Origin of the sequence: Nitratireductor aquimarinus (genome assembly GCF_017255295.1) — a bacterium.
GTDB lineage: Bacteria > Pseudomonadota > Alphaproteobacteria > Rhizobiales > Rhizobiaceae > Nitratireductor > Nitratireductor aquimarinus.
This window is the reverse complement of the sequence record NZ_JAFKDE010000015.1, coordinates 21,385-41,155: the sequence shown is the minus strand read 5'-3', so window position 1 is coordinate 41,155 and position 19,771 is coordinate 21,385. Positions and strand designations below refer to the sequence as shown.

Annotated in this window: 15 protein-coding genes; 9 read left to right on the top strand and 6 right to left on the bottom strand. The window is 63.1% G+C overall.

All coding sequences use genetic code 11. From position 1 onward, the window contains the following. The first annotated feature begins 43 nt into the window (after window positions 1-43). Together JYP46_RS20930 and JYP46_RS20925 are read left to right on the top strand one after the other, a co-directional pair. On the top strand, window positions 44-790 hold the full coding sequence (locus JYP46_RS20930) for an arginyltransferase (RefSeq protein ID WP_206549221.1): 747 nt from the start codon (window positions 44-46) through the stop codon (window positions 788-790). Window positions 791-920: 130 nt separating this feature from the next. Then, window positions 921-1,766, top strand: coding sequence for a DMT family transporter (locus tag JYP46_RS20925; protein WP_210346652.1), 846 nt, complete (start codon window positions 921-923; stop codon window positions 1,764-1,766). Window positions 1,767-1,830: 64 nt separating this feature from the next. Here the strand turns inward: JYP46_RS20925 and JYP46_RS20920 are convergent, their stop codons facing one another. The 4 genes from JYP46_RS20920 to JYP46_RS20905 form a co-directional block, all read right to left on the bottom strand. Beyond that, window positions 1,831-4,170, bottom strand: coding sequence for a Tex family protein (locus tag JYP46_RS20920; RefSeq protein WP_206549219.1), 2,340 nt, complete (start codon window positions 4,168-4,170; stop codon window positions 1,831-1,833). 506 nt (window positions 4,171-4,676) lie between these two features. Next, the gene (gene ampH / locus JYP46_RS20915; protein WP_206549218.1) at window positions 4,677-5,831 is read right to left on the bottom strand and encodes a D-alanyl-D-alanine-carboxypeptidase/endopeptidase AmpH; all 1,155 of its coding nucleotides are present in this window, start codon (window positions 5,829-5,831) and stop codon (window positions 4,677-4,679) included. 50 nt (window positions 5,832-5,881) lie between these two features. After that, window positions 5,882-8,140, bottom strand: a complete 2,259-nt coding sequence (parC, locus tag JYP46_RS20910) for a DNA topoisomerase IV subunit A (RefSeq protein ID WP_206549217.1) — start codon at window positions 8,138-8,140, stop codon at window positions 5,882-5,884. A 167-nt stretch (window positions 8,141-8,307) separates the two neighbouring features. Beyond that, complete coding sequence (locus tag JYP46_RS20905) at window positions 8,308-9,174, bottom strand: alpha/beta hydrolase (RefSeq protein WP_206549216.1); 867 nt, start codon at window positions 9,172-9,174, stop codon at window positions 8,308-8,310. A 175-nt stretch (window positions 9,175-9,349) separates the two neighbouring features. Between JYP46_RS20905 and JYP46_RS20900 the strand changes: the two genes are divergently transcribed. Together JYP46_RS20900 and JYP46_RS20895 are read left to right on the top strand one after the other, a co-directional pair. Then, window positions 9,350-10,543, top strand: a complete 1,194-nt coding sequence (locus tag JYP46_RS20900) for a hypothetical protein (RefSeq protein ID WP_206549215.1) — start codon at window positions 9,350-9,352, stop codon at window positions 10,541-10,543. A gap of 227 nt (window positions 10,544-10,770) precedes the next feature. Beyond that, complete coding sequence (locus JYP46_RS20895; protein ID WP_206549214.1) at window positions 10,771-11,973, top strand: hypothetical protein; 1,203 nt, start codon at window positions 10,771-10,773, stop codon at window positions 11,971-11,973. A 254-nt stretch (window positions 11,974-12,227) separates the two neighbouring features. Here the strand turns inward: JYP46_RS20895 and aspS are convergent, their stop codons facing one another. Continuing rightward, window positions 12,228-14,015, bottom strand: a complete 1,788-nt coding sequence (aspS, locus tag JYP46_RS20890) for an aspartate--tRNA ligase (RefSeq protein ID WP_162742288.1) — start codon at window positions 14,013-14,015, stop codon at window positions 12,228-12,230. Between the two features lie 292 nt (window positions 14,016-14,307). Here aspS and JYP46_RS20885 point away from each other — a divergent pair, with 292 nt between their 5' ends. Beyond that, window positions 14,308-14,634, top strand: coding sequence for a hypothetical protein (locus JYP46_RS20885; protein ID WP_206549213.1), 327 nt, complete (start codon window positions 14,308-14,310; stop codon window positions 14,632-14,634). Here the strand turns inward: JYP46_RS20885 and JYP46_RS20880 are convergent. Next, window positions 14,631-15,212, bottom strand: coding sequence for a TetR/AcrR family transcriptional regulator (locus tag JYP46_RS20880; RefSeq protein WP_317090346.1), 582 nt, complete (start codon window positions 15,210-15,212; stop codon window positions 14,631-14,633). The genes JYP46_RS20885 and JYP46_RS20880 overlap by 4 nt on opposite strands. Window positions 15,213-15,429: 217 nt before the next feature. Here JYP46_RS20880 and JYP46_RS20875 point away from each other — a divergent pair, with 217 nt between their 5' ends. The 4 genes from JYP46_RS20875 (at window position 15,430) to JYP46_RS20860 (ending at window position 19,752) form a co-directional block, all read left to right on the top strand. Beyond that, entirely contained in the window at window positions 15,430-16,431 is a 1,002-nt protein-coding gene (locus tag JYP46_RS20875) for an efflux RND transporter periplasmic adaptor subunit (protein WP_206546719.1), read from the top strand. A 1-nt stretch (window position 16,432) separates the two neighbouring features. Further along, window positions 16,433-17,674 (top strand): ABC transporter permease, encoded by a 1,242-nt coding sequence (locus JYP46_RS20870; protein ID WP_206546720.1) that lies wholly within the window; start codon window positions 16,433-16,435, stop codon window positions 17,672-17,674. Next, window positions 17,671-18,357, top strand: coding sequence for an ABC transporter ATP-binding protein (locus JYP46_RS20865; protein ID WP_206549212.1), 687 nt, complete (start codon window positions 17,671-17,673; stop codon window positions 18,355-18,357). Before JYP46_RS20870 ends, JYP46_RS20865 begins: the two co-directional genes overlap by 4 nt. A gap of 150 nt (window positions 18,358-18,507) precedes the next feature. Then, window positions 18,508-19,752, top strand: coding sequence for an MFS transporter (locus JYP46_RS20860; protein WP_206549243.1), 1,245 nt, complete (start codon window positions 18,508-18,510; stop codon window positions 19,750-19,752). Window positions 19,753-19,771 lie beyond the last annotated feature (19 nt).

The following is a 19,771-nucleotide window of genomic DNA, read 5'->3' as shown; positions in this document are numbered from 1 at the left end:
GTTTCGGTCCGATGCTTCAGGACAGGAGTGACGCCCTACCGACATGACGCAGCAACCCGCCCAATCGCCGCAGTTCTTTCTGACCGCGCCTTCGCCCTGCCCTTATCTGGAAGGGCAGTTCGAGCGTAAGGTCTTCACCCATCTGGTCGGGGACAAGGCGCCCGAACTGAACGATTTGCTGACCCAGGGCGGTTTCCGCCGCTCTCAGAACATCGCCTATCGGCCTGCCTGCGAAACCTGCCGCGCCTGTGTTTCCGTGCGCATTCTGGCGCAGGAGTTTCAGCCGACGAAGAACATGAAACGCATTCTGAGGCAGAATGCGGACCTGATCGGCACCGCCCAGTCGGCCGAGCCCTCCACCGAACAGTACACGCTGTTCCGCAGCTATCTGGACGCCCGCCACAAGAAGGGCGGCATGTCGGACATGACCGTGCTCGACTATGCGATGATGGTTGAGGACACCCATGTGGGCACCCAGGTGATCGAGTATCGCCGCCGCGGCCCGGACAGTTTCATCACCGGCAAGGGCGAAGGCGAGCTCATGGCCGTGGCCCTGACCGACTTGATGGGTGACGGGCTGTCGATGGTTTATTCCTTCTTCAATCCCGCGCTGACCGAGCGCTCGCTCGGCACATTCATGATTCTCGACCACATCAACCGCGCCGTGGCTGCCGGTCTGCCGCATGTCTATCTGGGCTACTGGGTCAATGGATCGCGCAAAATGGCCTATAAGGTACGCTTCAAGCCGCAGGAACATCTCGGCCCGCAGGGGTGGGAGCGCGTAGACTAGCGCGCGCCACCCGGACAGGGTCTGCCAAGACGGCACATCTTCATTCCCCTTTTTCAGAGGATTGCCGCCCGTGTCCGACCCAGCCTCTTCTTCGCATGCAAAAGGCCTCGCACTGACCGCGTTTGGCGGCATGGCGCTGACCATCGACATTCCCTTAATTCGGCTTGCCGATGGCGATCCCTGGCCGATCCTGATGGTGCGCAGCGCGCTGACGGTTGCCGTGGCGCTTGCCGTCTGGTTCGTCTGGCGTCTCTTTTCACGCAATGTGCCACCGCTCATGCCCGGTCGTGTCGGCCTCGTCGTGGCGGCGCTCTACGCGCTTTCCGCGCTTTGTTTCATCACCGCCGTCTACAACACCTCGACGGCCAATCTGGTGTTCATCCTCGCCTTCAATTCCATGTTCGCAGCGCTGCTCTCCTGGCTGTTCCTGAAGGAGCGACCGAAACCGGCCACGCTGATTGCCATGGGGGTGATGCTGATCGGCGTGCTGATCATTGTCGGCGGCGGCATCGGGGCTGGAAATCTGTTCGGCGACGTGATGGCGCTGAGCGCGGCCTTCCTGCTGGCGACCGCCATCACCATCACGCGCGGCAGCGGGCGCGACATGGGCTTTACGGCGCTGGTCGCCGTCATATTACCCTTCATCGTCGCCGTGATCATGACCGCCAAGACCGGCTACCGCATCGAGGCTCCCTGGTGGATCATCCTCAACGGCGCAGTGATCATGCCGATCTCGTTCTTCTGCCTCTCCAACGGCCCGAAATACATTTCAGGCCCGGAAGTGGCGATGTTCTATCTTCTGGAAACCGTGCTTGCGCCCGTCTGGGTGTGGCTGATTTTCTCGGAAGTGCCGAGCCGCGCGACGCTGATCGGCGGCACGATCCTGATCGTCACGCTGGTCGCCCACTCGCTCTGGCAGCTTCATTCCGGGCGCAAGCGGCGGCGCGCGCAGGCCGCACTGCGCCATCCTGTTTAGCCCTCGTGGTTCGCCCTTCGACAAGCTCAGGGGGCTCACCATGAGGGCTGGGTAAAGAACGCCCCTATTTCTTCTTCATGGCCTGAGCCAGTGCGGCGGCGAGTGCGCCCTGCGGTTCGCTGCTGCGCCCGCCCGGCTTGCCACCGCCACTGCGCTGCTGCCCGCCACGGAACGGCTTGCCGCCATCGCGCGGACGGCCAGCGCCAGCACCGGTATCTGCGCCACCGCTGGCTCCGCCGGCATCCTTGCGCATGGAGAGGCTGATGCGCTTGCGCTTGATGTCGACCTCAAGCACCCGCACCTTCACCACATCGCCGGCCTTCACCACCTCATGCGCGTCCTTCACGAAGCGGTCGGCAAGCTGGGAGACATGCACCAGCCCGTCCTGATGAACACCGATATCCACGAACGCGCCGAAGGCGGCAACATTGGTCACCGTGCCTTCCAGGCTCATGCCGGGCTTCAGATCCTTGATGTCGTCGATGCCCTCGGCGAAGGTGGCCGTGCGGAAGGCCGGGCGCGGGTCGCGGCCCGGCTTTTCAAGTTCGGCAATGATATCGCGCACCGTGGGCAGACCAAAACGCTCATCCACGAAGACGCGCGGGTCGAGCGCCTTGAGCGCGCCGGCGTCGCCCATCAGCGAGCGCACATCGCGCCCGCAGGACGAGACGATCTTGCGCGCCACGCCATAGGCCTCCGGGTGAACTGACGACGCGTCCAGCGGCTCCGTGCCGTTCGGGATGCGCAGGAAGCCGGCGCACTGCTCGAAGGTGCGCTGGCCAAGCCGCGCCACCTCCAGAAGCTGCTTGCGGCTGGAGAACGCGCCATTGGCGTCGCGATGCGCCACGATGGCCTCGGCAATCGACGCGCCAAGGCCCGAAACGCGCGCCAGAAGCGATGAGGATGCCGTGTTCAGGTCCACGCCGACCGCGTTCACCGCGTCTTCCACCACGGCGTCGAGCGCCTTTGCCAGACGGTATTGATCCACATCGTGCTGATACTGGCCGACGCCGATGGACTTCGGCTCGATCTTCACCAGCTCCGCCAGCGGGTCCTGCAGGCGGCGCGCGATGGAGACAGCCCCGCGCAGCGAGACGTCAAGATTGGGGAATTCGGCCGCCGCCGTGGGCGACGCCGAATAAACCGATGCGCCGGCCTCGGAAACCACGACCTTGAGCGGCTTGGGCGCCGGCATATCCGACAGCATGTCGGCCACGAGCTTTTCGGTCTCGCGGCTTCCCGTGCCGTTGCCGATGGCGATCAGCTCGACGCCGTGCTTGCGGATCAGCGCCGACAGCTCGGCCTGGCTGCCACGCAGATCGTTGCGCGGTGGGAACGGGTACACCGTGGAGGTGTCGAGCAGCTTGCCCGTGGCGTCGACCACGGCCACCTTGACCCCGGTGCGAATGCCCGGATCGAGCCCGAGCGTTGCCCGCGTGCCGGCGGGTGCCGCCAGAAGCAGATCCTTCAGATTGCGCGCGAACACATTGATCGCCTCTTCCTCGGCCCGCTCACGCAGATCGCGCATCAGATCGAGGTTGAGGTGCAGGAAGAGCTTTACGCGCCATGTCCAGCCGGCAACCTCCATCAGCCACTGGTCACCGGGACGCTGGCCGCCGATCTCATAGGCAGCCGCGATCATGCGCACCGCGGGCTTGAGCGGGCTGGTGTCGTCCGCATCCACTTCCAGGTCGAGCGCCAGCACGTCCTCGTTGCGGCCGCGCAGCATGGCAAGCGCGCGATGGCTCGGAACGCCCGACCATTGCTCGGAGTGGTCGAAATAGTCGGAGAACTTCGCGCCCGCCTCCTCCTTGCCCTCGACAACGCGGGCGCGCAGGACGGCGCGTTCCTTCATGTGATTGCGCAGCTTCCCGACCAGATCGGCGTTTTCGGCGAACTGCTCGGCCAGAATGTCGCGCGCGCCGTCGAGCGCGGCCTTCTCGTCTGCGACTTCTTCGCCGAGATAATCCTTCGCCAGTTCGGCCGGCACTTTGGAGCGATCCGCCAGAATGGCCTCGGCCAGCGGCCCGAGCCCGCGCTCACGGGCGATCTGCGCCTTGGTGCGCCGCTTGGGCTTGTAGGGCAGGTAGATGTCTTCCAGCTCCGCCTTGGTGGCGGCGGTGACGATCTTGGTTTCCAGATCCGGCGTGAGCTTGCCCTGCTCGCGGATCGAACCGAGGATCGTGTCGCGGCGCTGATCGAGCTCGCGCAGATAGGAGAGCCGCTCGGCGAGCGTGCGCAACTGCGTGTCATCAAGGCCGCCGGTGACTTCCTTGCGGTAGCGCGCGATGAACGGAACGGTCGCCCCTTCATCCAGAAGACCAATGGCCGCCTGAGCCTGCTCCGGCCGGGCGGTGATCTCGGTGGCGATAAGGGCGGCGATGCGTTTGACGTCAGCTGACATGCGAATTCCTGAATCTGTGAACCCGGCGAAGATAGTGTCATTCGCCGCCCCCTGCCCCTCACAAGAGTGGCTTTTCCACAGTCGCGGGCGTGATCGCGGTGGATGGTGGGGGCGTGAGGCGCGGATTGGCGAGCGGGAGCGCTGTGCGTCCTTCGACAAGCTCAGGATGAGGAAGGTAGGTAGCCGGATTTCGGGTCAGGTGTATGGGATAGAGTGTCTGGGTGCTCGGGAGAACGCACATGCGCTCACTGCAAGGAAGGCAGCTTCTCAGAGTGGGGAGATGCGCGCAGATCTCAGCGAAGCAGGCAAAAGCCTACAACCAACCCTTCAAGGCCGAGGAGAGCGAGCGTAACTCTCGCGTGCCCTCCCCGTCATTCTCAACATCCCTCATCCTGAGCCTCCCCCCTCATCCTGAGCTTGTCGAAGGACGCACAGCGCTCCCGCGCGCCGCACAAGACCAAGGGGAAAATGCAGCGCGCACCCTGCACCGACAGCCCCCTCGCCCCTTAACGCGGAGCGAGGTCGGAGATCAGGCCGTTCACCACTTCGGCCATCAGCATGGAAGCCGAGAAATCGAACTCGTTGATGGCGACGAACACGCCAACGCCGCGCGTCGGGGCAAAGGCGTGGTAGACGAACATGCCCTGCAGGCCGCCGGCCTTCTGCAGGATCAGCGGACGGTCACCCTCGGGCTGCATGACGATCCAGCCAAGCCCCATGGAATCCATATGACCGGATTCGTCAAAGCCATAAGTGGGATCGAGCGCATCGCGCTGCACATAGGAGGCGTGGTCGAGGAGCCGCATCTCGGCCATGTCCGGCGAGAAGCGGTCAAGATGCCATTGCAGCCAGGTCACCATGTCGTTGGCGGTGGAATAAAGCCCGCTCGCGCCCGACATGACCGGCGTGTTGGGCACGTCTGGCAGCGGCGATCCATCGAAACTGTGGCCCTGCATCAGCCGGTCGCGGTCGGCCTCGGCCGGCGCAAAGGTCGTGTCCTTGAGGCCGATCGGCTCAAGAACCCGCTCGGCAAGCAGTGCGTCATAGGGTTTGCCTGCGGCAGAGCCCAGCGCAACGGCCAGCATGTCGAAGCCGAAATTGGAGTAGAGCCCGCCCGTGCCCGCCGGGAAGAGCTGCACATCGCTGGTGAAGGCCTTCGCGTAGGTCTCTTTCGTGAGCGTGGAGAACGGATCATTCTCCGGACCGGGCTCGCGGTCGACCTCCCGCGGCAGACCGGACGTGTGTGTGGCGAGGTCAATCAGCCGGATTGGCTTGCCGTCCAGCGCCGGAACGGTCACATCCCAGCCAATGCGCTCCTGCAAATGATCTGTGAACTTCACCGAGCCATCGGCGACGAGGCTCGCCAGAACCGCGCCGGTGAACACCTTGGTCACGGAGCCGACCCGCATCAGCGTGTCGCCGTCCGGCGTCTTGCCGCTTCCCTTGGCGGTTTCGCCAAAGCCGAAAACGGCGGTCTCGCCATTGCGCACCGCGCCGATCACAAGACCGGGCACATCGGTCTGCAGATAGAGGATCTGACCGGAAAACTCGACCGCATCGCTCAACAGCCGGTCTTCGGCCGAAGACGGCTGCGCCAGCCCGACAAAGCCGGCCAGCGCCAGCGTTGCGGCCCGAAGGCCCTTCCCATTCCAGTGCAGCATATCACCCCTCCTCTGCTTGCACCCTGGCCTTCGCGCCTGTGTTGCGGCGCTTACCCAAATTTTCCGGTGCGTGGAAATCCTTTCGGCGCCATACGACCCGCGGCCGCGCGGTTGCCCATCCATTCAAGCAGTTCTTCGCGCGACTTGACGAAGGTGCGATCGGCGGAATCCTTCCACGAAAGCCCCTCCTCCATGGCGAAGGTCTTGATGTCGGAAACGCCGCCATCCTTGTAGCGCTGCAGGCGCACGCCCTTGCCGCGTGTCATCTCCGGCACTTCGGAAAGCGGGAAGACGAGCAGCTTGCGGTTCTGGCCGACCACGGCCACGTGATCGCCCGAAACCGGCAGACAGAGCTTCATCTCGTCCGGAGCCTTCACATTCATCACCTGCTTGCCCTTGCGGGTGTTGGCGATGATTTCCTTCTCGGCGACCACGAAGCCATTGCCCGCATGCGATGCGACCAGGAGCCTGCGCTCGGGATCATGCGCGAAGGCGGTGACGATAGCCTGATCATTGTCCATGTCGACCATGATGCGTACCGGCTCGCCATGGCCGCGCCCGCCGGGCAGACGGTCCGCGCCAAGCGTGAAGACCTTGCCGCCCGTGGTGAAGAGCAGGATCTTGTCGGTCGTCTGGGCGTGGAAGGCGATCTTGAGGCTGTCCCCCTCCTTGAAGGAGAGCGAGGAGAAGTCGGCCAGATGCCCCTTCATGGCGCGCAGCCAGCCCTTTTCGGACAGAACCACCGTGATGGGTTCGCGCTCGATCAGCGCCTCGTGGACGTCTTCCAGATCGTGCTCTGGCGCTTCGGCAAAGGTGGTGCGGCGCGCGCCAAGACCCGGGTTCTTCTCCGGGTCGAAGGTCTGGCGCACCTTGGCGACTTCCCAACGCACGGTCTTCCACTGGCGCTCGGTGGAGGCGAGCAGCGCTTCGATGCCTTCCTTTTCCTCGGAAAGCTTGTCGAACTCCTTGCGGATCTCAAATTCCTCGAGCTTGCGCAGGGCGCGCAGCCGCATGTTGAGGATCGCCTCGGCCTGCGTGTCCGTCAGCTCGAAGCGCGCGATCATCACCTTCTTCGGCTCATCCTCCTCGCGGATGATGCGGATGACCTCGTCGATGTTCAGATAGGCGACGAGATAGCCGGCAAGGATTTCCAGCCGCTTCTCGATTTCCGCCAGCCGGTGGCGCGAGCGGCGCAGGAGCACATCGCGGCGATGGTCGAGCCATTCGCGCAGAACCTGCTTGAGCGACAGGACGCCCGGCACCTTGCCGCGCGACAGCACGTTCATGTTGAGCGGGAAACGGCTCTCCAGATCGGTCAGCTTGAAGACCGATTCCATCAGCAATTCCGGCGCGACGGCGCGGCTCTTGGGCACCAGAACGACGCGGATATCCTCCGCGCTTTCGTCGCGAATGTCTTCCAGCAGCGGCAGGCGGCGCGAGATGATCAGTTCGGCGATCTTCTCGATCAGCCGCGATTTCTGCACGCCATAGGGAATTTCGGTGACCACGGCCGTCCATGCGCCGCGGCTCTGTTCTTCCTTGTGCCAGCGGGCGCGAACGCGGAAACCGCCGCGTCCGGTCGCATAGGCCTCGCGGATGGAATCCGGCCCCTCAACGATGATGCCGCCGGTCGGGAAATCCGGTCCCTTGACGAAATCGAGCAGACGTTCCGGATCGACATCCGGATTGTCGATGATGGCGAGCGCCGCATCGCAGACCTCTGCCGCATTGTGCGGCGGGATCGAGGTCGCCATGCCCACGGCGATGCCCGAAGAACCATTGCAGAGCAGGTTCGGGAACGCGCCGGGGAGCACGATGGGCTCCTCGTCTTCCTCATTGTAGGTCAGACGGAAATCGACGGCATCCTCGGTGATGCCCGTCAGGATCTCCGAGGCAACCTCGGTCATGCGCGCTTCGGTGTAGCGCATGGCAGCCGCGTTATCGCCGTCGATATTGCCGAAATTGCCCTGCCCGTCGACCAGCGGATAACGCATGGCGAAAGGCTGCGCGAGACGCACCAGCGCGTCGTAGATCGACTGGTCGCCATGCGGATGGAACTTGCCCATCACGTCGCCGACGATGCGGGCGCATTTGGCGAAACCCTGATCGGGACTGAGGCGCAGAAGACGCATGGTGTGGACGATGCGCCGATGCACGGGCTTCAGCCCGTCGCGCACATCCGGCAGCGCACGATGCATGATCGTCGACAGCGCATAGGCGAGGTAGCGCTCTTCGAGCGCTTTTTTCAGATCGACCGGCTCTACGGCATCACCACCGTCGCCACCGGGCGGAAGCATATCTTTTCCCATGGTTTCCGGTTAGACCAGCGGGTGATTCGCGGCAAGCCTTTATGGCAAAAGGGCTGTGGCTAGACCACAGGACAGAAAAGTGGAAACCGGTTTTCGGTCTGTTCCGGTGCTCCACTAAAAGTGCAGATCGTCCTTATGCATGCTGGGCGACCTGGTTTTTGCGTCTGTCAGCGCGTGACCTGCGCCAGAAAGCGCTCAATCGTGACCGTGGCCGGATCGCCAGAAGCCCCAAGCTTGCGCGCAATCGACCCGTGCGTGTAGCGCCCGCCGTCGAAAACCGCCGCCCGCGCCCCGCGCGCCTTGAGCAGATTGGCGTACCCATTGGTCAGCGCCCTGCGTCTTTCGCCATTGGAACCCGAGTGAAGGAAGAGATGCGGTGGAAAGCCCGAGCCGCGGCGCGCATAGGTGACCGGAGACCAGCGCACCCAGTCATTCGGGTCCGAGCCGAAGGCATTGATATAGGGATAGCCGAGCGAACCGCGCATGCCGGCATAGGCCACCATGTCATAGGCCTGCACGTCGTTGGGAATCACACCGCGCACATCGCCGGCGACATTGCGCGCCGCCGCCATCGCCACCAGATGCGCGCCGGCCGAATGGCCCATCAGCACGATGCGCGACGGATCACCGCCATAGCGTGAAATGTTGGAGCGCACCCAGGAGATGGCCGCCGACAGATCGTTGACCTGCCCGTCAATGTTGGTCTGCGGCACTTTTCGATAGTCGATGGCGACCAGCATGTAGCCGCGCTGGGTGAGCCATTCGGGAAGCGAATAGACCTTCTTGCGCGAGCCCTTCACCCAGCCGCCGCCATGGGCGTAGATCACCACGGGAACCTTGGGGCTGCCGAAGGAGAACAGGTTCATGCGCACCACGCCGGCCTGGGAGGTCCGGCCGGGCGTGTCGGGTGCGTGAATGTCGAGTTTCAGGCCACTTCGGTAGGTGATGCCTTCATGCAGCTCCACCGCCTGCGCTGCGAACGAGAAGAGAATCAAAAGAAAGGCGCTCGCCCCAAAATGCCCGAATGCCCGCATTCCCAACCTCTCTCCCGTTTTCCAAGGGTTCAGCAACCATAGCGTCATGGATAACACGCAATACTGGCCTGTGAAAATTGACACAGGTTTACCCAAAGGCCATCCTCCGACCGTAATTCTCGGCCTCCATGCCAGCAGATAACCGTTATCTTACGTTACTTTAAGGAAATTGCCCATGCTCAGCCATGCAACCAAGCTGAAGACCCTCTCGCTCGCCGCCCTGCTTTCGGCCACGGCGCTGCAGTCCGCCCAGGCCTGGGAAGCGGATGAGGTTGCCGCGCGCTACAAGACGCTGCTCGGCGATCAGGGCGTCGAGGCGGAATGGACCGCCGCACGCAAGGACGGCGATTCGATTGTGCTTGAGGGCGCGTCGTTCGGTGTCGCCGACGTCGACAAAAAGGCGAACCTTGGCGATCTGGTTCTTGAAGACGTCAGCGAAACCGACACCGTCTACGAGATCGGCCGCGTCGCCGTTGATGATTTCCAGCAGTCCGAGGATGATTTCGACATCGCTCTGAAGGGCGTGTCCATCGAGGGGCTGATTCTGCCCAAGGAAGCGGAAGACGCTCCCTATGGCGGCCTGATGCAGTATCGCCGCTTCGCGCTGGAAAGCGCCCGCGTGGGCAAGAATGGCGATGAACCGATCTTCACGCTCGGCAATCTGGTGGCCGATACGGATCTCGGCGACGGCGCCAACAAAATGTCGTTCGAGGGCTCGGCAGAAAGCTTCTCGCTTGATCTGTCGAAACTCACCGACAGCAGGGAAGCCCACGAGCAGCTCAAGGAATATGGCTACGAACAGCTTGCCGGCCGCGTCGACATGGCTGGCAGCTGGACGCTGGACGACGGCCGCATGCAGGTCAGCCGCTACGACCTGAAGCTCGACAATGCCGGCACGCTGGCCATCACCGCCGACATCAGCGGTTACACGCCGGAATTCCTGCGCACGCTGCAGGAAATGCAGGAGAAGATGGAGAACGGCACGGAAGAGCAGCAGCAGGCACAGGGCCTCGCAATGCTCGGCCTCATGCAGCAGCTCAACCTGCATGGCGCGTCCATCCGCTTTTCCGATGCATCGCTGACCGGCAAGCTGATCGCCTATGTGGCCGCGCAGCAGGGCGTCAAGCCGGAGGACGTGGCCAATCAGGCAAAGGCCATCGTGCCGCTCATGGCCGGCCAGTATCTCGGCCCGGACCTGACCCAGAGCCTCGCGAAAGCGGTCACCACCTATCTTGATGACCCGCGCAACCTCACGATCAGCATCGCGCCGGAAGAGCCGATGCCGTTCGCCGTTCTGATGGGCACCGCCATGGGCTCACCGGAAGCACTCGCCAAGCAGGTTGGCCTGCAGGTTCTGGCGAACCAGTAAGAGGCGTCTCACCGCCTGGCGCATCGGCGCTCCAACGGGCCAGGCAGCGCAAGCTGCCTGGCTTTTTTTGTACCGCGCCTTCTCCAAAATTTGCTTCTTTTCTAGTTGATCCAGTCCATTGGAAATTGACACCATGGCTGAGGGCGCGCATTGTCACCGACGCTCCTAAAATAACATAAACCATTCTTTTTATTAATTATTTTACATCCATATTGAAGGCTTTATTCATGCGCATCGACGCACAGATATTGAAATCGCTTGCACTCACCGCGCTCGTTTCAGCAACTGCACTACACTCAGCGAAAGCATGGGAAGCGGAAGAGGTTGCCGCCCGCTACCAGAGGCTGACCGATGATCAGGGTAAAGAACTGGTTTGGTCTTCCGTCCGCAGGGACGGCACTTCAATTGTTCTGGAGGGTGCATCACTCGCATTGCCGTCCGGCCGCATTGCAAAGATATATGATGAACTGGTCTTGAAGGATGTCAGCGAAACCGACAGCTTTTACGAGATCGGCCATATTTCCCTGGGCGATATGGACGTTCCCAACCCCCGGCATGATCAAGCGCTAATCGGCCTCTCCCTCAATGGTGTTGTTCTGCCCAAAGCGATCGAGAAACCGCCTTATGGCGGCTTTATGCACGTTCGCCAATTGACCTTTGAGGAGGCGCGCGTCGGCAAGATTGGCGAGAAACCACTCCTTGTGATCAAGGACGCGCGCTTGAATACGCGACTTGGTGATGACAGGGAGACGCTCACCTATGACGGCGCAGCAGAGATGGTTTGGCTCAACCTCTCCAGTCTCGCAGACGATGATGTTGTTCGCAACTTCCTGAACGAGAACGACTATGGTGAGCTGACCGGCCGTATTGACGTGGCTGGCAGCTGGAATACGGAGAACGGTCGCGGTCTCCTTGATCGCTTCGATACCAAGTTCGACAATGTAGGCACACTGTCCCTCGAGTTCGAACTCGACGGCTACACAGCAGATGTGGCACGCGAGGATGTATACTTGGATAGGCTGGATAGGCGGATTATACACAGCGCGAAGGAGGAGCGGCAGGCCCTTGAACTGGCCATGTCCAATCTCCTAGGGCAGATTAGCCTGCATGGCGCGTCCTTCCGCTTTTCCGATGCGTCGCTGACCGGCAAGCTGATCGCCTATTTGGCTGCGCTGCAGGGCGCCAAGCCGGAAGATGTGGCCAATCAGGCAAAAGCCATCGTGCCGCTCATGGCCGGCCAGTATCTCGGCCCGGACCTGACCCTGAGCCTCACCAAGGCGGTCACCACCTATGTTGATGATCCGCGCAACCTCACGATCAGCATCGCGCCGGAAGAGCCGATATCGCTGTCCATCCTGGAGGATCTCGACATGGGCTCGGCTGAAGCGTTCGTCAGGCAGGTTGGCCTGCAGGTTCTGGCAAACCAGTAAGAGGCGTCTCATCGCCTGACGCATCGGCCCGAAAATCGAAATCGATTTTCGGAAAGCACGATGTGCCGATTCAATAGGTAGGGCGTCCTTTGTGCATCCGAATGGACGCACGGCGCTCCAACGGGCCAGGCAGCGCAAGCTGCCTGGCTTTTTTGTGCCTGCAGCCGAAGCAGGGCGGAAACGAAAACGGCCCCGCCAGTGAAGGCGAGGCCGTTTTCAAGATGTTTGGGAGACGCGGTTTAGCGCCCTGCGCGTCAGTCCTTCTTGACCGGAGCGAGACGCAGGTTCAGCTCGCGCAGCTGCGCCGGCGTTGCCTCGGAAGGCGCGCCCATCAGGAGATCCTGCGCCTGCTGGTTCATCGGGAACATGGTAATCTCACGCAGGTTCTTCGCGCCAAGAAGCAGCATCACGATGCGGTCGATGCCGGCGGCCATGCCGCCATGGGGCGGTGCGCCATACTGGAACGCGCGGTAGAGACCGCCAAAGCGCTCCTCCACTTCCTGCTGATCGAAACCGACCTTCTCGAACGCCTTGACCATGACTTCCGGCAGATGGTTGCGGATGCCGCCCGATGCGATCTCGAAGCCGTTGCAGACGAGGTCGTACTGCCAGGCCTTGAGCGACAGCGGGTCATCGCCTTCCAGCCCTTCAAGGCCGCCCTGCGGCATGGTGAAGGGGTTGTGGCCGAAGTCGAGCTTGTCCTCGTCTTCGTTCCATTCGTAGAAGGGGAAATCCACGATCCATGCGAGGGCGAAACGCTCGCGGTCGACCAGATCGAGCTCCTCACCGGCGCGCGTACGCGCAGCGCCCGCAAAGCCGGCGAACTTGCGCGGATCGCCAGCGGCGAAGAAGCAGGCGTCACCGTCTTCCAGACCAAGCTGGGTGCGGATCGCCTCGGTGCGCTCCGGGCCGATGTTCTTGGCAATCGGACCAGCGCCTTCAAGGCCCTCGCCTTCCTTGCGCCAGAAGATGTAGCCCAGACCCGGCTGGCCCTCGCCCTGCGCCCAGGAGTTCATGCGGTCGCAGAAAGCGCGGCTGCCGCCGGTCTTGGCCGGAATGGCCCAAACTTCGGCCTTTTCGTCATTGGCCAGAATGTTGGCGAACACCTTGAAGCCCGATCCGCGGAAATGCTCGGAAACGTCTTCCATCTCGATGGGGTTGCGCAGGTCCGGCTTGTCGGAACCATATTTGCGCATGGCCTCGTCGTAGGGAATGCGCGGGAAGACATCCGTGACCGGCTTGCCATTGGCAAACGTCTCGAAGATGCCGCGCATGACGGGCTCCATCGTCTGGAACACATCTTCCTGCTCGACGAAGCTCATTTCCAGGTCGAGCTGGTAGAACTCGCCCGGCAGGCGGTCGGCGCGCGGGTCCTCATCGCGGAAGCACGGCGCGATCTGGAAATAGCGGTCGAAGCCCGACATCATGATGAGCTGCTTGTACTGCTGCGGCGCCTGCGGCAGCGCGTAGAACTGGCCCTCATGCAGACGCGACGGCACGAGGAAGTCGCGCGCGCCTTCCGGCGAGGATGCCGTCAGGATCGGCGTCGAATATTCGGTGAAGCCGACCTCGCCCATGGCGCGACGCATCTCGGCGATGATCTTCGTGCGCTGCACAATGTTCCTGTGCAGCGTTTCGCGGCGCAGATCGAGGAAGCGGTATTTGAGGCGGATATCTTCCGGATAGTCCGGCTCGCCGAACACCGGCAGCGGCAGTTCCTTGGCCGAGGACAGAATCTCGATCTCACGGGCGAAGATTTCGACTTCACCGGTGGGGAGATTCGCGTTGATGGTCTCGTCCGTGCGGGCCTTCACCTCGCCGTCGACGCGAATGACCCACTCGCCACGCACGGTCTCGGCCACCTGGAAAGACGGAGAATCGGGATCGGCGACGATCTGGGTGATGCCGTAATGGTCGCGCAGGTCGATGAACAGCAGGCCGCCATGGTCGCGCACACGATGGACCCAGCCGGACAGGCGCACATTGGCGCCGACATCGGATTTTCTCAGTTGGGCGCAGGAATGGCTGCGGTAGCGATGCATGGTCATATCATCCGTGTCTTGGAATTCTTGCTCAGGCCCCGTGGAAAAAGGGCCAGAAGGTCGGCGGGAAAAGCGCATGGGAGGTGCGATTTGTCAAGGTGTCGCGCCCGCGCGGGCACTGCGCCGGCCAAAAACCCGCCCGTAAAACCTCCGCCGCCCGCGCCATTCCGCTTCCCCGCCGGAGCCTGCATCCTACGAATGCAGGAATTGCCGGTCCCCTGCCCCCATGCGACACTTGCCCCCGTGTCCTTGAGGAGAGACTTCAACAACAAGCGATGAAGGGACCGGGACAATGCATGCACTCTACAGAGTAGCCGCGCTCGCAGCACTGGCTGCCGGGCTCGCCGGATGCAACCAGACGACACAATCCGAAAGCACATCAATGTCGGGCAGCACGGCTGCCGCCATGCGCACCGGCAGCCCGCAGGACGAGCAGGCCTGCCTCGCCGCCGTGGCTCAACAGACCAACAACACGGTGACGGTGCTGAGCTCGGAATTCTCCGAAGCGAACACGCTGGTCATGGTCGGCGTCGGCCCCAATCGCGCGCCATGGCGCTGTCTGGTGTCGCGCGGCATCGTCTCCGAGGTCATGTCGATGGTGAATGAGGGGGCGCTTTAAGCACTTTGTGCGTTCGCCAGATGGCGGGCGACCGCATCGCCCAGACCGAGTTCCTTGAGAAGGCGGGTGAAGTAGCTTCGCAGCCCCTCCTCCGTCTTCGCCCCGGGCTTCAAGAGAAGCTCATACATCAGTGCGCCGCTGAACATGTCCTGAAACATGTCCACATCCGTGTCGGCCGGCAGCGCGCCTTCATCGCGTGCGCGCTCCACGATCACATTGAAGGCGGCGCGGCGTGGCGCGAGATAAACCTCCCAGAAGACGCCGAGCAGGTCGGGCGCATCCGGCACGGAACCGATGATGCGGGCGAGAAGCCGACGCGCATCGTGCTCCACCCACCCCTTCGGCCCGTAATCGATCATCATGCCGACCAGCACCTCCAGCGGCAGCGCCCGCCATTCGCCAAAATCCTGCTCGGCATTTTCCTTCAGCCGCCCCAGCGCATCGGCGATCAGCGTTTCGCGCGTCGACCAGCGCCGATAGATGGTGGCGCGGGTTACACCGGCCTCGCGCGCGATCTTCTCAAAACTCGCGCCATCGAGCCCGTTGGCCACGAAAAGCCCGAGCGCGGCATCGAGTATGGCCGCGTCGGTCTGCGGATCGCGGGGGCGGCCCGGGCCGCGTGCCTTACCCTGCGAATTTTGCGTGTCGCCGGACAGGGTTCTTCTCCATCGTTGCGTCAGATCAAAGCGAAGCCTCTCTCAGCATGAGAAAGGCAATTGTACGACCGAAATAATTTCGATACAGATATGCATCGTATTTATTTTGCCGCCTCCTGCGGCTGTCAGGGAGAACGACGTGACATTCCTCCGCCTCTTTCTAGCAGCCATTCTGCTTGCCGCGGCTGCCGGTGCGGCTTTCTGGTATCACAACCAGCCCGCCCCTGTCGCAGTGACCGGTCCTGAAAGGGGCAGCGCCGCCGACATCGTGTTCGCTTCCGGGGTGGTGGAGCCGCGCAACTGGGCCAAGGTAACCTCGCTGGTGCGCGAACGCATCGTCGAAGTCTGCAATTGCGAGGGCGAGCGCGTTGAGACCGGCGACATTCTGGCGCGGCTCGACGCCACCGAGGCCGAAGCCATCCTCACCGAACTGAAGGCCCGCTACAAGCTGGCGGTGGATGAGCGCGACCGGCTGACCCTGCTCGTGGAACGCAATGTCACCAGTGTGACGGCGCTGGAACGCGCCAGCGCGGAAGTAAGTCAGGTGGAAGCGCTGATCGCCGGCCAGACCGCGCGTCTTGAGGACTACACGCTGCGCGCACCAAGCAACGGCATGGTTCTGCGTCAGGACGTGGAAATCGGCGAGATTGCCGAGCCCGGCCATGTCCTGTTCTGGGTCGGACGGCTCACGCCGCGCATTGTGGTGGCCGAGGTCAATGAGGAGGATATTCCGAGCATAGAGCCCGATCAGGACGTGCTGATCCGCTCGGACGCCTTTCCGGGCCGCGAACTGGAAGCGATAGTCGACAGCATTACCCCCAAGGGCGATCCCGTTACCCGCACCTATCGCGTGCGCCTCGCCCTGCCGGACGACACGCCGCTCATGATCGGCATGTCCGTCGACGCCAACATCATCACCCGCGTGGTGAAGGACACGCTCCTCGTGCCGGCGCTGACGCTCCATGGCAATGACCTTTTCGTCGTCGAGAATGACGCAGCGAAGCGGGTGACGGTCGAGACCGGCATTCGCGGGACCGAGCGGATCGAGATCCTCTCCGGCCTCGATGCCGGGGCGCAGATCATCACCCCCTACCCCGATACGCTGGAAGACGGAACGCCCGTCACCATAGAGGCCGAATAACATGCGCCTCATCCTCGACATCGCGATGACCCACATCGTCGGTCGCGGGCGACAGACGCTCGTGGCGGTGATCGGTGTGGCGGTCGGTGTCGGCTTTTCCATCGCCATGGCGGCGCTCATGCAGGGTGGCCAGGACGATTTCGTCGAACAGCTCATCGACACCATGCCGCATGTGCAGATCACCGACGAGCGCCGCAGCGCCCGCCGCCAGCCGGCCGAAGATGCGTTCGATGCGGCCGCGATATCCGGCCTGCGCCCGCCCGACGACCGGCGCGGCATCATCAACCCCACTGCGGCGCTGGCCTGGCTGGAAGGCTGGGTGCCCGGCAATGTCGCGCAGAGCCTCAGAACACAGGGCGTGGTGCGCTATCAGGGCCGCGAGGCGGGCGCCGCCCTTGTCGGGGTCGAACCGGAAACGGAACGCACCATCTCGCCCATTGTCGAGGATTTCACCCGTGGCAGTTTCGCCACCCTGTCCGAAGGCGGCAACAACATCGTCATGGGCGACCGCATGGCCGACAAGCTGGGGGCGGATCTCGGCGACACGGTCACGGCGGTCTCGTCTTCGGGCCTGACGCGCAATTTCCGCATCACCGGCCTGTTTCACACCGGCACCACGGCCCGCGACGAGGGCGAGGCCTATCTCCTCCTGAAGAATGCTCAGATCCTCTCCGAGCGGACCAACGCCATCAACGACATTCGCATCAAACTGCGCGATCCCTACGCCGCAACGACAGCCGCCCAGCGCATTGAGGCGGAACTCGGCTACAAGGCCGTTTCCTGGCAGGAGGCGAACGAGGCCATCATGGAGGCTTTCGTGGTGCGCAATGTCATCATGTATGCGGTGGTGGCGGCAATCCTGTTGGTGGCCGGTTTCGGCATCTTCAACATCGTCTCCACCATCACCCATGAGAAGGCGCGCGACATCGCCATCATGAAATCCCTCGGCTTCAGCCGCAGCGACATGCAGCGCATGTTCGTGATCGAGGGCATCGCCATTGGCGCTGCCGGCTCCATTCTGGGCTGGGTTCTGGGCTTTGCCCTCACCTACGCCCTCTCCTCAATCCGTTTCGAACTCGATGCCGGCGGCCAGGAGATGACCGAACTGCCGATAGCCTGGAGCGCCCTGCACTATGCCATCGCCTCGGCCTTCGCGCTGGGCTCGGCTGCGATTGCCGGCTATCTGCCCGCGCGCAAGGCGGCAAGGCTTCATCCGGTCGACATCATTCGGGGGGCCTCATGACCGCGCTTCTGAAAGCCCGCAATCTGACCCGCATCCTGCCGGAAACCATCCCGGTGACGCTGGTCAGGGATGTCTCGCTAACCGTTGCCGAGCGCGAATTCGTGGCCATTACCGGCCCCTCCGGCTCTGGCAAATCCTCGCTTCTCTATCTGCTTGGCCTGCTCGACCGGCCAACCAGTGGTACGCTCACCATCGAGGGCCGCGACACCGGCCCCATGAACGATGCCGAGCTTGCCCGCACACGGCTGGAGATGCTCGGCTTCGTCTTCCAGTTCCACTTCCTTCTGCCCGAGTTCACCGCCCGTCAGAATGTCGAGATCCCGATGCGCAAGCTCGGCAGGCTCTCGCGGCGGCAGATGCGCGACCGCGCCGGCGATCTGCTTGCCATGCTCGGCCTCGCCGACCATTGCGACAAGAAACCCTACCAGCTTTCCGGCGGCCAGCGGCAGCGTGTCGCCGTCGCCCGGGCGCTCGCCAATGATCCGCCCATGGTTTTCGCCGACGAACCGACAGGCAGCCTCGATTCGAAAAGCTCCGAACAGGTGTTCCAGACCCTGCGCGACCTGGTTACCGAGCGCGGCAAGACGGTCGTGGCTGTAACGCACGATCTGGACATGGCGGCGCGCATGGACCGGCGCATCCATCTGGTGGACGGCATGCTGGCGGACGCCGACGACGACTGACGCCCGACGACGCACGGCGACGTTTGACGCGAATGAGGCGGCTGGGATGATCGGCCCACCCGCCTGGCTCAAGAGAATTGGCACAGCCCGGCCTATAGCTCGATCATGAAGGGCGCGACCGGCCGCGCCGCCAATACCGGGCCTTCCGCCATGTCCAGCCTTCGCCCGCTGATCCCGCTTCTCATCGCTGCAGGCATCCTGCTGGCGGGCAACGGGCTTCAGGGCACTTTGATCGCGCTGCGCGGAGCGGAAGAAGGTTTTTCCGAAACGCTGATCGGCCTTATGGGCAGCGCCTATTTCGCCGGGTTTCTGATTGGCTGCCTGTGCGTGCCGCGCCTGTTGCGGGCCGTCGGCCATATCCGCGCCTTTGCGGCGCTCGCGGCGATGGGAGCGGCAGGCTCCCTGCTTCTCATTCTGTTCGTCGATCCCATCGCGTGGATCGCCATACGTTTTCTCTCGGGGATCTGCTTTTCGAGCCTTTTCACCACCATCGAGAGCTGGCTCAACTCGGCTGCGAGCAACAGCAACCGCGCCCGCCTTCTGGCCGTTTATCGCATCATCGACATCGGTGCTGTGACCGGCTCGCAATACATGCTTCCCGCGCTCGGCATTGAGGGGTTCACGGTCTTCGCGGTGATGGCCATGATGATCACCCTTTCGCTGGTGCCGGTCTCCATGGCCGACCGCTCCAACCCCAAGCCCCCGGCCGAGTTCAGCCTGAACCTGCCGGCCGTCTGGCGCATCTCGCCCCTTGCCGCCTTTGGCTGCCTTTCCGTCGGTCTCACCAACAGCGCCTTCCGCATCGTCGGCCCGATTTACGGCCAGTCCATCGGCCTGAGCGTGTCGGAGATCGCCACTTTCATGAGCGCGGGCATCATCGGCGGCGCGGTGATGCAATATCCGCTGGGCGCGCTCTCAGACCGGCGCGACCGGCGGCAGATCCTGCTGGGAACCACCATTGGTGCGCTGATCTCCGCGCTCATCATCGTCTGGTTTGCGGGCGATGACCGCACGGCGAACATGCTGCTCGTCTTCCTGTTCGGCGCGTTCGCCATGTCGCTCTATTCGCTGTCCGTGGCCCATGCCAACGATCACGCCAAGAAGGACCAGTTCGTGCAGCTGGCGGCCGGACTGCTCTTCTTCTATTCGGTCGGGGCCATGGCAGGCCCGCTGCTCGCCTCGCTTCTCATGCAGCGTTTCGGCCCGCATGCATTGTTTGCCTATACCGCCCTCATCTATGCGGTTCTCATCGTCGTCACGATCTACCGGATGCGCGCGCGCCCGGCCGTGCCGAGGGCGCATCGCCCGCGCTTTGCAGCGCTCCTGCGCACCTCGCCCATTTTCATGCGCATGGCCCGGCGCAGCCGGAACTCCCGCCCTGCGAACGACGGATAAGCCGTGTTGCACAGCGTTT